9 protein-coding genes are annotated in these 14,126 nt (G+C 69.0%); 2 read left to right on the top strand and 7 right to left on the bottom strand.

From position 1 onward, the window contains the following. The first annotated feature begins 231 nt into the window (after positions 1-231). A complete protein-coding gene (locus FM051_RS45860) occupies positions 232-2,277 on the top strand; it encodes a cellulase family glycosylhydrolase (protein WP_158853538.1) in 2,046 nt (681 codons plus the stop codon). Between the two features lie 97 nt (positions 2,278-2,374). Here FM051_RS45860 and FM051_RS45855 read toward each other — a convergent pair whose 3' ends face one another. The 5 genes from FM051_RS45855 to FM051_RS45840 form a co-directional block, all read right to left on the bottom strand. Continuing rightward, complete coding sequence (locus FM051_RS45855; protein WP_158853536.1) at positions 2,375-4,216, bottom strand: RICIN domain-containing protein; 1,842 nt, start codon at positions 4,214-4,216, stop codon at positions 2,375-2,377. A gap of 213 nt (positions 4,217-4,429) precedes the next feature. Next, positions 4,430-5,734, bottom strand: a complete 1,305-nt coding sequence (locus tag FM051_RS45850; protein WP_158853534.1) for a CE1 family esterase — start codon at positions 5,732-5,734, stop codon at positions 4,430-4,432. A 135-nt stretch (positions 5,735-5,869) separates the two neighbouring features. After that, positions 5,870-7,345: a glycoside hydrolase family 62 protein gene (locus FM051_RS45845; RefSeq protein ID WP_158853532.1), complete on the bottom strand. Its 1,476-nt coding sequence runs from the start codon at positions 7,343-7,345 to the stop codon at positions 5,870-5,872. Positions 7,346-7,725: 380 nt separating this feature from the next. After that, positions 7,726-7,848: a hypothetical protein gene (locus FM051_RS53485; RefSeq protein WP_274383889.1), complete on the bottom strand. Its 123-nt coding sequence runs from the start codon at positions 7,846-7,848 to the stop codon at positions 7,726-7,728. 112 nt (positions 7,849-7,960) lie between these two features. Beyond that, entirely contained in the window at positions 7,961-10,102 is a 2,142-nt protein-coding gene (locus FM051_RS45840; RefSeq protein WP_158853530.1) for a glycoside hydrolase family 36 protein, read from the bottom strand. A gap of 128 nt (positions 10,103-10,230) precedes the next feature. On the opposite strand from FM051_RS45840, the gene FM051_RS45835 reads away from it, so the two are divergent. Further along, positions 10,231-11,274 carry an acetylxylan esterase gene (locus FM051_RS45835; protein WP_238413146.1) on the top strand — a complete coding sequence of 348 codons (1,044 nt, stop codon included), beginning with the start codon at positions 10,231-10,233 and terminating at the stop codon, positions 11,272-11,274. 25 nt (positions 11,275-11,299) lie between these two features. On the opposite strand, the gene FM051_RS45830 is transcribed toward FM051_RS45835, so the two are convergent. Beyond that, positions 11,300-12,289 (bottom strand): LacI family DNA-binding transcriptional regulator, encoded by a 990-nt coding sequence (locus tag FM051_RS45830; protein WP_158853528.1) that lies wholly within the window; start codon positions 12,287-12,289, stop codon positions 11,300-11,302. 83 nt (positions 12,290-12,372) lie between these two features. Then, positions 12,373-13,998 carry a cellulose binding domain-containing protein gene (locus FM051_RS45825; RefSeq protein ID WP_158853526.1) on the bottom strand — a complete coding sequence of 542 codons (1,626 nt, stop codon included), beginning with the start codon at positions 13,996-13,998 and terminating at the stop codon, positions 12,373-12,375. Positions 13,999-14,126: the final 128 nt, after the last annotated feature.

Below are 14,126 nucleotides of genomic sequence, written 5' to 3'. Positions count from 1 at the left end.
CTGCGCAGCGAACTCCACCAGCCGGGGCCGCACCCGCTCAATCTCCTCCGGAGTCACCCCGCAACCGAACCACCATCCACAATGGCCAATCAACTCGACACGCCGAAACTTAACAAAGTACTACTAGGCGCCGCGTCCCGCGGCTCTCCGCAAGCAGTGGCGATCACCGGTTCGTGACCGGGTTCGCCGCTCTCATGGCTGGTTGCTCCACCTGAGAATATGAGGAGTTCCATGTTCGGATTGCGCAGGAGGACACGACCGGTCCGTCACCGGATCGGCGTCGTGGCGGCCGGGGTCGCGACCCTGACCGCGAGCCTGGTCACGGTGACGGCGAACGAGGCCGTCGCGGCGGAGGCCGGGTGCACCGTGGCGTACTCGGTCACGGGCCAGTGGTCGGGTGGCTTCAACGCCGACGTCGCCGTGACCAACCACGGCGCCGCGGTCGACGGCTGGCAGCTGAGCTGGGAGTGGCCGTCCGGTCAGCAGGTCCGCAACGCCTGGAACGCGAAGCTGACCGAGTCCGACAACCAGGTCACCGCCGCGGACGCCGGCTACAACGCCAAGGTGGCGACGAACAAGACGGTGAAGTTCGGTTTCATCGGCACCTGGGCGGAAGCCAACACGGCGCCGTTGTCGTTCTCGCTCAACGGCGTCACCTGCGTCCACGGCGGGAAGCAGCTCACCGCCATGGAGCACACCGCGGCGATGCAGCCGGGGTGGAACCTCGGCAACACGCTGGACTCGGTCGGGATGCCCCACGACGAGACGTCCTGGGGCAATCCGCGCATCACGGAAGCCCTGCTGGACAACGTGAAGGCGCAGGGCTTCAAGAGCGTCCGCCTCCCCGTCACGTGGACCGCGCGCGTGGGCCCGGGGCCGGACCACACGATCGACGCGGCGTACCTGGCCCGCGTCAAGGAGGTCGTGCGCTGGGCGTTGGCGCGCGACCTGTACGTCATGATCAACCTCCACCACGACTCGTGGCAGTGGACCTGGAAGATGCCGACCGAGCACGACCAGGTGCTCAACCAGTTCAACAAGATCTGGACGCAGCTGGCGGGCGCCTTCAACGAGTTCGGGCCCAAGCTGACGTTCGAGAGCTGGAACGAGCCGCAGTTCACCGGGAGCACCGGCAAGCCGCAGGAGATTCAGCTGAACGCCGAGCTGAACGCGTCGTTCTACGACATCGTGCGCCGTTCGGGCGGCAACAACGCCAAGCGCCTCCTGGTCCTGCCGACCCTGCACACCTCGTCCGAGCAGGTGTACGTCGACCCGCTGGTGGAGCAGATCCGCGGGCTCAACGACCCCAACCTGATCGCGACCGTGCACTACTACGGCTACTGGCCGTTCAGCGCGAACGTCGCGGGTGGCACGCGCTTCGACGCAAGTGTCCAGCAGTACCTCACCGACGACTTCGACCGCGTGCACAACAGCTTCGTCGCGCGAGGCATCCCGGTGATCATCGGTGAGTACGGCCTGCTCGGCTTCGACCAGCACACCGGCACCGTCGAGCAGGGCGAGAAGCTGAAGTTCTTCGAGTACTTCGGCCACTACGCGCGTACCAAGAAGCTCACCACGATGCTCTGGGACAACGGCCAGCACTTCAACCGCACCTCGTTCCAGTGGAACGACCCGGATCTCTTCGCGCACATCAAGTCGAGCTGGACGATCCGCTCCGGCACGGCCTACACCGACCAGGTGTTCAACGCGAGGTCGAGCGCCATCACCGCCAAGACGATCAAGCTGAACTTTAACGGCACGTCGTTCTCGGGGCTGTACAACGGAAACATCGCCCTGACCCGCGGCGTCGACTACACCCTCGACGGCGACCAGCTCACCCTGACCGCCTCGGCGCTGACCAGGCTGAGCGGCTCGCGGGACTACGGCACGAACGCGGTGCTGACGGCCCGCTTCTCCCAGGGCGTGCCGTGGAAGTTCTACGTCATCACCTATGACACCCCGGTGTTGTCCGACGCCACCGGGACGACGGCCTCCTTCGTCATCCCGACGGCCTTCCGCGGCGACCAGATCGCCACGATGGAGGCCAAGTACGACGACGGCTCCGGCGCGGGCCCGGAACCCTGGACGTCCTTCAAGCAGTTCGGCTACGCGTTCGAGCCCAACTACACGGACCGTCAAACCATCCTGAAGCGGGAGTTCTTCGACAAGGTCAATGACGACTCGCGGGTGACGCTCACGTTCCACTACTGGAGCGGCGAAAAGGTGACGTACTACGTTACCAAGTCGGGCACGTCGGTCACCGGCACGACCGCCTGACCGAACCGGGATCGGGTTGACGCGAAGACCGCCGAAGGCCGTGAAAGGCCTTCGGCGGTCTTCGGCGTGGCGGCCGTTCCCGTCACGGAGTGCGGGCCTAGCGACCGGGCAGTCGCCAGGTCTGGTTGAGCGGGGTGCCCTGGGTCACGGGGTTGCAGGTCCACTGGTGGACCACGGCGCCCTGCGCGGTGGAGACGGCGTTGACGTCGACGCACTTGCCGCTGTGCCGGGCCACGAGCTGGTGGTCGTCGGGGTCGTTGCCGGCGTAGGTGACCTTCCGCAGGGTGAACTGCTGGTTGGTACCGCTGTTGCAGGTCCACTGGATGACCGCGGCGCCGTCCGCGGTGGACGCCGCGTTGACGTCCAGGCACTTGCCCGACTGCTGGTTGACGACCGTGTAGGTGTCGGCGAGCCCGGCCACCGGGCTGAAGTTCCACCGCTGCTCGTCACCGGTTCCACAGGCGGACTGCCGCTGCTGGGTGCCGTCGGCGGTGCTGCGGTTCGGGTTGGTCAGGCACTGCTGCGAGTGCTGGGCGACCGCGGTGGACTGGAAGGAGCCATCACCGGTGCCCGAGGGCGGTAGGACGGTGATGGTGAACGAGTCGTCGACGTTGGAGTGCGGCAGGTTCACGGTGGTGCCGCCGGCGGACAGGGTCACGACCGTGTTCAGCACGGTGACCGGGCCCTGGACCGCCCCGCCGCCGTTGTGCGGGATGCGCTCGGCGAGCACCCGCACCTGGTTGTTCAGCACGACGCCTTCGGTGGTGTCCAGGCGCCGCAGGTTGACCGCGATGTTGCCGGTCGTGCGGCCACCACCGACCAGGACCTTGGCCTCACCCGGCGCCTTCGTCGCGAACCCGTCGTAGGACTGGCTGGGCGTGACCGAGGCGATCTGACCGGTCTGGGAGCCGTAGAACCGGTAGACCCACCACTCGCCCTTCGGCTGGTGCCGACCCGCCGAGTCGCGGACCAGCAGGTTGCCCAGGTCGTTGTGCAGGTTCCCGGCGCTCGCCCAGTTGGCGCGCAGACCGTCCGCACCGGCCCGCTCCAGCCGGGCGATGTACCAGGAACCGTCACCCGGGTTCTGCTCGTTGGACGCGCCGTACTCGTTGATCTGGTACGGCCGCGGGTGCGGGATGCCGCGCGCGTCGAGGGTGGCGTTGGCCGTCGCCACGTTCGCGACCGGGTCGCCCGGCAGGGAGTGCCAGCTGATGATGTCGGGCACGACGTTGTTGGCCTTGACGAAGTCCAGGTACTGGGTCCACCACCCCGACGACGACGGGACGCACGCGCAGCTCGGGCCGACGATCAGGTGCGTGGGGAACGCGGCTCGGACGCGCTGGTACGTGCGCCGCCAGAGTTCGAAGTACTGCGACTGCGGGCGGTTCCAGAACAGCGTGATGTTGGGCTCGTTCCAGATGTCCCACTGCACCGGCGCCCCGGTGGCCCGCACGTCGTCGATCAGGCGGGTGAGGAAGTTGTCGTAGTCGGTCCAGTTGCCGTTGTCGCCCGGGAACCGGGAGATCGGGTAGCCGTCGGCACCCCACAGGTCGTGGGGCAGCAGGATGAACTCGCCACCCAGCGACCGGGTGCGTAACAGCTGGGCGCGGGTCGCGTTCCACCTGCGGTCGTACTTGCCCGACACCCAGCCCCCCGGGCTGTCGAGCTGCGCGCCACCGGCACGCATGTACCGGAACTTCACGTCGCGGAAGAAGTTGTCCGCGGGCGCCGACGCGTCCTCGGACATGCCGTAGATCCAGCCGGACGCCCGGTAGGTCGGGGAACCGCCCGTCACGGAGAAGTCGACCGCGATCGACTCGTCACCGGCCTGGGCCGGCGCGGTCATCGTGATCAGGGACGAGGCGACCAAGGCGCCGACGGCGAACAAGGCGGCAAGGCTGCGGCGGCGAGGCCGCCGGGTCTGGTTTGTGGTGTCCACATGAGACTCCTGTGCGGGATTGGTCGTGGTGGCCGCAAGGCGGGCGATCAAGCAGATACCGCAGGAGCCGCCCTGCGGCCGGCCGGCGCGGACTGGTTGCCCGCACTGCCGGTCCGCAACGGCGGCTCCCGCGGTGGTGTTCTGGCGAAAGCTGTGGACGCGGGCGCAGGACCTGATCAACCGGACGATGCCGGACAACCCCGCGCCGGTGGGTCAGGCGACGCTGCAGGCCGCGCCGTTGAGGGTGAACGAGGCCGGTTTGCCGGTGTTGCCGGTGTGGTTGGCCTGGAAGCCGATGCTCACCGACCCGCCGGGTGCGATGTTGCCGTTGTAGGAGGCGTTCCTGGCCGTGACCTGTCCCGACGTGGGCGAGTAGGAGGCGTTCCACCCGGAGGTGATCGTCTGCCCGCCGGGCAGGGTGAACACCAGCGACCAGCCGCTGATCGGCGCGCTGCCGGTGTTCGTGATGACGATCTCCGACGTCAGGCCGCTGTTCCACGCGTTGATGGTGTCGGTCACCTTGCAGCCGTCACCGGGCGGGTTCGTGGTCGTGGTCGTCGTGGTCGTGGTCGTGGTGGTCGTCGTCGTGGTGCCGGGGCCGCCCTGGAACTGCGAGATGAACTTCCACGCCTCGCCCTTGGTCCAGGTCCGGACGCCGCTCTCGGTATAGGTGCCGTCGACCGGACCGGGCATGTGCCCGTTGTCGAAGGCGGCCCACTGCACCGGGTACCCCGCACGGCACGAGTACGTCGTCGTGATGTGGGTCATGCTGCCCTGCGACGGCTCACGCGGACTCTGCGGCGTGCAGCCGTTGTTGGCGACGAACCGGTCCCGCAACGACCGCCCCTGCGAAATGTTCAGCACGTTGTCCGTGATGCCGTGCATGCCGAAGTACGCGATCGGCTGGCTACCGCCGGCACACCCGCTCAACTGCGCGCCCGCGTAGACCACCACCGCGCGGAACACCGTCGCCCGAGCACACGCCAACGCGTAACTCATCCCGCCGCCGTAGCTGAACCCCATCGCGAAGCGCAACGCCGTGTCGACGCACAGGTCGGCCTCGATCCGCCGCAGCATGTCGTCGGTGAACGTCACGTCCTCGCCACCGGAGTTCGCCCAGCCGTTGCCCAGGCCCTGCGGTGCCACCAGGATCGCGCTGTTGTTCGACTGCTCCTGCATCCCGTAGTACGACCACGCCGCACCACTCGTCCCGCCGGAGGACACGTCGTTCATCGTCCCACCACGCCAGTGGAACCCGAAGATCAACCGGTACGGACGGGTGTTGTCGTAGCCGTCCGGAACCCGCAGGATGAAGCTGCGGCTCTTCCCACCGCTCTGGATCGTGTGCGTCCCACTGCGCAACGTCGGGGCCTTGCCACAGCCGGCGCTCGACGCGAGCGCACCGACCTGCGTGGACGGCGCGGCCGCACCGAGTCCTCCGCTCAACGCCGTGCCGGTCACCGCCGCGGCGAGGAGCACCGCCGCCAACGCGGGCCCTAATAGCCTGCGCATGATCATCAGCAACTCTTTTCTGCCGTTCGGACATGGACTGCATGGGTGGGTCGGTCACCACGGGGGGCCGACCACCCGGCGGCGGAAGCGATCAGGTCACGCGGTGGTGTGCCGCCGCCGCGGGCTGCGGCGGCACAGCGATCAGCAGGTGGAGTTGGTCTGGGTCAGCAGACCGAGCCGCCAGGGCAGCCGGTTGTAGTCACCGCCCGAGTTGGGGTCCATGCCCTGGTACAGGAAGCGCATGTTGCAAAGGCTGATCTCCATGAGCTGGTCGTGGCCGGAGCGGACCAGCTCGCCGTGGCTGATGTCCCGCGTCCACTGCCCGCTCGGGAACGTCACGGTGTTGGAGCGTGCGAACGGGTTGGACTCGGAGTCGGCCAGCGCGGTCCACGGCCCGGTGATGGCGGGCGCGGTCCAGGAGCGGAACCAGCGCCTGCCGTCCGAGCCGATCGCCTCCTGGAGCAGCAGGTACTGGTTGCGGCCCTGGACCTTGTAGACGTTGGTCGCCTCGAACAGGCGGTTCTGGTTGGAGTCCTGCATGGCGATCACGGTGTTGGTGAACCCGTTGGGGTAGTTCGCGACCGTGGTCTCCGACCGGTAGATGTGGCCGTTGTCGTCGGAGGAGAACAGGTAGCACTTGGCGGTGTCGCAGACGACCCAGAAGTCGACCCAGTAGCCGTCACCGATGTTGTCCCGGACGATCTGCGGCATCCCGTTGGCGTAGAACCTCTTCGGCGCGCTCCACGACCGCGGGTTGGCGATGTCGGTCGTGGTCGAGTACGCCGCGTTGTCACCGGTCTGGTAGACCAGGTACCACAGGTTCTGCGGCGCGAAGTAGAACACGTGCGGCGCGGCCTTGTAGCTGGAGCCGATCGCGGTCGTGTCCAGGTAGGTGTGCGGGGCCGAGGACGCCTGCGACCAGTCGCTGAAACTGGTGTACATCAGGTTGTAACCATTGGTGTAAGTCGAGGCGAACACGTGGTACTTGCCGTTGTAGTAGACGACGCTCGGGTCCTTCACCGCCACGTTCGCGTGGGTGGCGTCCGGCTTCGGGCTGATCAGGATCCCGCTGGAGGACCAGCGGAAGCTCGACGGCAGGTTCCCGGTCGGCGGGGTGGTCGTCGTGGTCGTGGTCGAGGTGGTGGTGGACGACGAGGTCGTGGTGGAGGTCGTGGTCGTGGGGTTCACGCCGCCGGTGCACGGGATGCCGTTCAGGCTGAAGCTCGCCGGTGCGGGGTTGCTCCCGGTCCACGAGCCGTTGAACCCGAACTCGACCCGGCCCCCGGTCGGGATCGACGCGTTGTAGGAGACGTTGCGCGCCGTCACCTGTCCCCCGCTCTGCGACACGTCGGCGTTCCACGCCTGCGCCACCTGCTGACCGGCGGTGAACGACCACGTCAGCGTCCACCCGTTGACCGCGTCGCCCACGTTCGTGATGGACACGTTCGCGGTGAACCCGCCCTGCCACTGGGACGGCGCGGAGTAGGCGACCGAGCAGCCCGGCGCGGCCGAGGCGGGCACCGACACCCCCGTCAGGACGGAGAGGGCGACTACCGGCGTGAGCGCCGCGACGGCCAGCTTGGCGCGCCTCGACGTGAAACGTCGTAACGAGAGCATGACTTGCCTTCCTGGGTGATCGCGGCAGTCCTCAATGGATGGTTCGCACCGGAGGGCTGTGCCGGCACGGGACGGGCACCACATCGAACGCGCACGGCGCAGGAGGCGATCGCATCGCTGTCCCCATCGTCGTCGTTGACGTACGGTCGCGGCGGAGTTGCCCGACCGACAGGGTTCGAAACTTTCGGTGGAGAGACCTCCACTTTCGAGCCAATCTAGCCGGCGGCGCGCGCGGCGGTCAACGCTCAAAGAAGCTAAAATTGTTAGCGCTCACCTTGGCGCATCGAATGGTTTCACACGTGATCACACGTGGTATTCCAAGCCGGCTTATGAGCGCAACCGAAAGTTTCGACGCGGCGCGCGCCGATCAGGGTGCGCAATCAGGGCGCGATGATCCGCCACTGCTGCCGCACGTCGGCGGTGTACGTCATCAGGTCGACGCGGCACCGGTCCAGGTAGCCGCCGGCGTTCAGCGCCAGACCGCTCACCCGGTTGGTGAACAAGCAGTGGTGGCCGTCCCCGGGTCCTGCCTGCCGGCGCTCTTCCCTGCTGGGGACATGACGGAACTCCAAAGTCTTGCGGTGGGCTGGTGATCGGTGCGCGTGACGACGTCGACTACTCGGCGTCCGCCTCGGAACGCCTCAGGCGCAACAGCACGGCGGACGGTGCCGCCGGCAGGGTGAGCGTGAGCTCGGCCGTGTCGGGGTGCCACGCGGTGGCGGCCCGACCGGTGCCGGGGTAGAGCAGGTCGACCAGGACGTCCGCGCCGAGCAGGTGTGGCAGGCGCAGCGTCGCGGTGTCCTCGGTGCCGGGTCGGCGCCACGCGGTGAGGTACGTGGTGGCGGGTGCGCGCAGGGCGAGGGCGATCCACGGGTCGTCCCAGGCGGGCAGGCCGAGCGGCCAGACCGGCACGGCCCGCGGCAGGTCGGCGCGGATGCTCTTGTACACGGTCACGGCCTCGTGCACGAGAGCGCGGGCCTCGGGGCGGAGTTCCGTGATCCGCCCGGACAGGTGCACCCGGCCGAGGAGTGCGCTGGCCATGGTGAAGGCGACTTCGTCCAGTGAGTCGTCCGCCTGCGGGTAGGCCCAGACCGCGCCCTGCTCCGGGGTGACCGCGGTGGGCGCGGCGGCGGCGATGGGCGCGTAGAGCACCAGGCTCTCCTGGTCGCTGGTGGACTGCACCTGTAGCCGGGACAGCAGCGCGTGGTCCATCCGCATGCCGCCGGAAGCGCAGTTCTCCACGACCAGGTGCGGGTGGCGGTCCAGGACGCCGTCGAGCCAGTCCAGCTGGGCGCGGTTGTGGCCGAGCAGACCGGCGCCCGAGCTCTCGCCGGGGTGACCGCTGGTGCCGACGCCGACGTCGATGTTGTGGTCCAGCTTGAGGTAGCCGACGCCCCACTCGCCGACCAGGCGGTCCACCACCTCGTCGAGGTGGGCGCGGGCGGCGGGGTGGCGCAGGTCGAGGTGGTACCGGCCCGCTTCGACCACACGAACGCCGTCGCGCCGGAAGAAGGCCTCCTCGGGCAACGCGTCGGCGACGGTGCTGCGGACCCCGATCACCTCCGGTTCCAGCCGCAGGCCGGGGACCATGCCGCGTTCCCGGATGCGGTCCAGGATCTCGTGGAGGCCGCGCGGCCCGGGGAAGCGCGAGCGGGACGCCTCCCAGAGCCCGACGGTGTCCCACCAGTTCTCGGCCTCTTCGGCGTACCAGCCGGCGTCGATGACGAAGTACTCCGCACCCGCCTCGGCCGCGGCGTCGACCAGCGGCAGCAGCTTGGCGGTGGTGGGGTCGCCCATCAAGCAGTTCATGTAGTCGTTGAAGATGACGGGCAGGTGCTCGTGGTCGGGGTGTGGTCGGCGCGTCGCACGGCGGTAGTCGGTCAGCGCGGCGAAGGCGGTGTCGGTCCCGCCGTCGGAGCTGAACGCGAGGGCCGCGGGCACGGTGCGGAACTCCGTGCCCGGTTCGAGGTCGTGGCGCCAGCCGTGGTGGCTGTCGCACGGGCCGAACACCGCCAGGTAGGCGGAGTCCTCGCGCTCGCCGCACTCCCAGCGCCAGCCGCCCCCGTTGTGCTCGACCTGCCACACCCACGCCCGGCCGGTCCGGCGGTCGGCCAGGCCGCCCATCGGCAATTGGCCACAACTTGACCAGGCGCCCTGGCCTGCCAGCACGAAGGCTCCCCGACCGTTGGACATCCGCACGCGCGCGCTGAGGACGGGCGAGGTCAGCCGCAGCGGTCGGCGCTGCCAGCGGCACTCGGCGAACCAGTCGTTGTCCGCCCACAGCAGGTCGGCGTCGTCCAGCGCATCCGCCCGCGCCGGCGTGAGGCCCCCCACCGCGAGCGAGCTGACCGCCTGCAGGTGCAGGGTGGTGTCGCCCTCGTTGCGCAGGACGACCTCGCCGCGCAGCGCGGGGACGCCGTCCGGCGAGCCGTAGACCACCTCGGCGACCAGGCCGGTCTCCGAGTCGACGAGTTCGACGGTGAGCACGTGCCAACCGTCCTCGTGGGTCGAACGGTGCGTCCGGTAGCGGAGCCGCTCGCCGATCGTGGAGTGGATGAAGCGGTTGCCCGACCACCAGCGGCCGTGGCCCACCGCCGTCACGGCCACCAGCGGCACCGCCGCGCCCAGGTGGTGCTCATCGGGGGCGTCACCGGGCGAGCCGAGTCGGGCCAGTCGGATGACACCGTCCCCGGTGAGGCTGAACTCGACCGCCAAGGTCCCGTGGCCCCACTGAATCGTCCGCAGTTCGTCGGTCACGGTGAATCCCCGGTGTCGAAGCGCTTGAACTGTCGCGTTGAGGTTAGCCACGCGCATTGACCTTCAACAAGGGCTCCAACAGCGCGAACACTCCTCGCCGTCGCATGATTGACAGACCAGTGGGGTGCATGCGAACGTCGAAGCGCTTCACCACCGCGCACCCGGAGGACTCCCCCATGCCGCTGACGGACTCCCCGCACGACGAACTGGCCCACTACCGCCCGGATTCGAGCCCACCGCCGGATTTCGACGCCTTCTGGGAGCGCACCCTCGCGGAGGCACGCGCCCGCGGCGGGGCCGTCAAGGTCGAGCCGGTCACCGACCAGCACCTGCTGCGCACCGTGGACGTGGACGACGTCCGATTCCCCGGCTGGAACGGCGAACCGGTGGCCGCTTGGCTGCTGCGCCCACGCGGAGCCGAAGGCCCGCTGCCCGTCGTCGTGACCTACATCGGCTACAGCGGAGGTCGCGGCCTGCCCACCGACCACCTGCTCTGGTCCGCCGCCGGGTACGCGCAGCTCGTCGTCGACAGCCGCGGCCAGGGCCACGACACGCCGGACACGACGGAAGGCCAGGGCACGCAGTGGGCCGCGGGATTCATGACCCGCGGCGTCGATTCCCCCGAGCACTACTACTACCGGCGTCTCATGACCGACTGCGTCCGGGCCGTGGACGCGGTCGCCGACCTGCCCGGGCTGGACCCCCGACGGGTGATCGTCGCCGGCGGGAGCCAGGGCGGCGGCCTCGCGCTCGCCGTCGCCGGACTGGTGCCGGGCAGCGTGGCCGCGGTCCTGCCGGACGTGCCCTTCCTGTGCCACTTCCGGCACGCGGCGGAGGTCAGCGGCGAAGGCCCGTACGAGGAGCTCGTGCAGTACCTGCGCTGGCACAGCCGCCAGCACGTGGAGCGGACCTTCGCCACGTTGTCCTATTTCGACGGTGTCCACTTCGCCCAGCGGGCGACGGCGCCGGCGCTGTTCAGCGTCGGCCTGATGGACCCGATCTGCCCGCCGTCCACCGTCTACGCCGCCTTCAACCACTACGCGGGCGAGGACCGGACCATGACCGTGTGGCCCTTCGCCGACCACGGCGGCGGCTACGGCTCCAACCCGGCCGTGCAACTGGCCTGGCTGCACGAGCGCGGGCTGGCCGCGCCGGCGGACGCACCCGCCTGATCCACCTCCCCGTGAAGGGCACCCTCTAGGTCGACGGAGGATGGACACTGTCCCGCTCCACCAAGGTCGGCGCGATGGTGCGCTGCGAGTCGCCGACCTCGCGGTCGCCCACCTGGGCCAGCAGCAGGTCCAGCGTCTCCCGGGCCACGGCGACGAAGTCCGGCCGGACGGTCGTCAGCGACGGGATCAGGTAGCCGGCCTCGGGCACGTCGTCGAAGCCGACCACGCTCACGTCGTGCGGCACCCGCCTGCCGCGCTCGCTCATCGCGCGCAGGATGCCGAGCGCCAGGTGGTCGTTGGCCGCGAAGACCGCCGTCACCTCGGACATTCGCGCCAGCCGCTGCCCCGCTCGGTATCCCGACGCCGCGCTCCAGTCCGCGGGCAGCAGCAGCGGCGGCACCTCCACGCCCGCACCCTCCAACGCCGACCGCCAGCCACGCACCCGACCCGCGCTGTCGAACCAGTCCGGCGGACCGGAGACGTGCCACACCGTGCGGTGGCCCGCGTCGAGCAGGCAGCGGGTCGCCGCGCGGGCGCCCGCCACCTGGTCGACGGTCACCAGCGGGGTGGACCGCTCCGGGTCACCGTCCACCATCACCAACGGCACACCTGGCGGGATGGCGTCGATCGCGTCGCTCACCGAAGCCGTGGGTGCGATGACGACGATGCCCGCCACCCGCTGGTCGCGGTGCCACTCCAGGGCACTGGTGACGGACCGGCGGTCCGCCACGTCGACCCGGTTCGCGGTCACCACGAACCCCACTTCGGCCGCCGCCTGCTCGAACGCCGCCAACAGCGAGACCGGCCCGTACAGGGTGGAGTTCTGCGCCACCACACCGATCAGCTGCGAGCGGCCCGTCACCAGGGCGCGAGCCACCCGGTTCGGTCGGTAGCCCAGCTGGTCGATCGCCGCCCGGACCCGCAGCCGCGTCGGCTCGCTGACGTGCGGGTGCCCGTTGAGCACCCGCGACACCGTCTGGTGCGAGACTTGAGCGAGCCGGGCGACGTCCGCCATCGCGGGAGGGCTGAAGGTCCTCTTCCCCACTACCGTCCCATCTGCGTGGTGCTCGCGCGCTTGAGTCCTACCCCCGGCCGTGGTCAGGCCGTGGTGCAGGTGGCGCCGTTGAGGGTGTACGAGGAAGGTTTGGCCGCGTTGCCGGTGTGGGTGGCCTGGAAGCCGACGCCGACCGACGCGCCGGGGGCGATGTCGGCGTTGTAGGAGAGGTTCCTGGCCGTCACCTGTCCGGACGACGGCGAGTAGCTCGCGTTCCAGCCGGAGGTGATGTTCTGCCCTCCGGGCAGGGTGAACACCAGCGACCAACCGGTGACGGGCGTGGACCCGGTGTTGGTGATGGTGATGTCCGAGGTCAGGCCGTTGCCCCAGGCGTTGGTGGTGTTGGTGATCCGGCAGGAGCCGCCCGGCTGCGGGGTGGTGGTTGTCGTCGTGGTTGTCGTGGTTGTCGTCGTCGTTGTGCCGGTGGGGCTGACTCGGTAGACGGCGGTGCCGTGCGCCGGGACGCTGGCGGAGATTGCGCCGGTGGTCGTGCTCGTGGTGTTGGTCCAGGCGTCGCGCAGCGTGAACGAGGCACCGGTCAGGCCGACCGCGGAGGCCGTGGTGCTGACCGTGGTCGTGGCCGAGCCCTGGTTGAACAGGGCGACCGCGACATCGCCGTTGGCCAGTCGTTTGGCCAGGACGCGGCGGGTGCCGTCGTGGGAGACCTCCCGCGCCTGCAACGCGAGGGCGTCCTGGTTGATGGCGATGAGGTTGGCGTTCTTCAGGATCGTCGTTGTGGCGGCGTTCATGTTCCGCAGGTCGTTACCCGCGATGAGCGGCGACGCCATGATCGCCCACAAGGCGAAGTGGCTGCGCATCTCGGTGTCGTTCATCCCGCCGCGACCGACCTCCATCATGTCCTGGTCGTTGAACGCACCCGGTCCCGCGTAGGACGCCAGGGGCACGGTCACGTTGACGATGTTCTGGATGCCCATCGGGTATCCGTTCGTCTGCCCGGTGTTCCACGCGTTGGTGATGTCCTCGGTGGTGCGCCACATGTTCGAGACGTCGCCCCAGTTCCGGCGGGGTCCGGTCTTGTCGTGGATGCTGTTGGGGTTGATGCTGTACACGATCGGGCGGCCGGTGGCCGCGAGGGCGTCGCGCATCTTCGCGAACGTGCGCACCTGGTCGTCCATCGTCCCGCTGGGCGAGCACCAGTCGTACTTGAGGAAGTCCACTCCCCAGGCGGCGAACTGACGTGCGTCCTGCACCTCGTGGTTCAGGCTGCCGGTGGCTCCGGGATAGGAGTCGAAGTACTGGGCGCACGTCTCGGTCAACGGTGCCTGGTAGATCCCGAACTTGAGACCCTTGCCGTGGATGTAGTCGCCGAGGGCCTTCATGCCGCTGGGGAACCGGCCCGGGTCGCCCTGGAGGTTGCCCGCCGAGTCACGGTTGGGGTTCATCCAGCAGTCGTCCACCACCACGTACTGGTAGCCCGCGTCACGCATGCCGGAGCTGACCATCGCGTCGGCCATCTGCCTGATCAACGTCTCGTTGATGTTGCAGCCGAACGTGTTCCACGAGTTCCAGCCCATCGGTGGCGTGCGCGCCACGCCGTTGTCCAGGGCTCGGGCGGAGTCGGCGTTCAGCACCGTCACCATGCCTGCCGCCACCAGCAGCGCCGCGGACATGGCGTGCACGACGCGATGCCGACGGGGTCGGTGTTCCATGGTCTTCGGTCCCTTCGCTGTTCGGTGTCGCGGCCGGCGGAGCGACCCTGATCGCCACTCGAACGTAGCGATGCCCGAATCGATCGGTCAAAGCTAAATATGTGAGCGTTCACTTTAGCTACTCCACG

The sequence above is a fragment of the Saccharothrix deserti genome (genome assembly GCF_009769385.1).
Lineage (GTDB): Bacteria > Actinomycetota > Actinomycetes > Mycobacteriales > Pseudonocardiaceae > Actinosynnema > Actinosynnema deserti.
The sequence above is the reverse complement of the archived record's forward strand: the minus strand, read 5'-3'. Positions and strand labels throughout refer to the sequence as shown.

Excerpts from the sequence above, each read along its gene's own strand:
- FM051_RS45860 (WP_158853538.1), top strand. The coding sequence starts at position 232 with ATGTTCGGATTGCGCAGGAGGACACGACCGGTCCGTCACCGGATCGGC.
- FM051_RS45850 (WP_158853534.1), bottom strand. The coding sequence starts at position 5,734 with ATGATCATGCGCAGGCTATTAGGGCCCGCGTTGGCGGCGGTGCTCCTC.
- FM051_RS45845 (WP_158853532.1), bottom strand. The coding sequence starts at position 7,345 with ATGCTCTCGTTACGACGTTTCACGTCGAGGCGCGCCAAGCTGGCCGTC.
- FM051_RS45835 (WP_238413146.1), top strand. The coding sequence starts at position 10,231 with ATGCGAACGTCGAAGCGCTTCACCACCGCGCACCCGGAGGACTCCCCC.
- FM051_RS45830 (WP_158853528.1), bottom strand. The coding sequence starts at position 12,289 with ATGGCGGACGTCGCCCGGCTCGCTCAAGTCTCGCACCAGACGGTGTCG.
- FM051_RS45825 (WP_158853526.1), bottom strand. The coding sequence starts at position 13,998 with ATGGAACACCGACCCCGTCGGCATCGCGTCGTGCACGCCATGTCCGCG.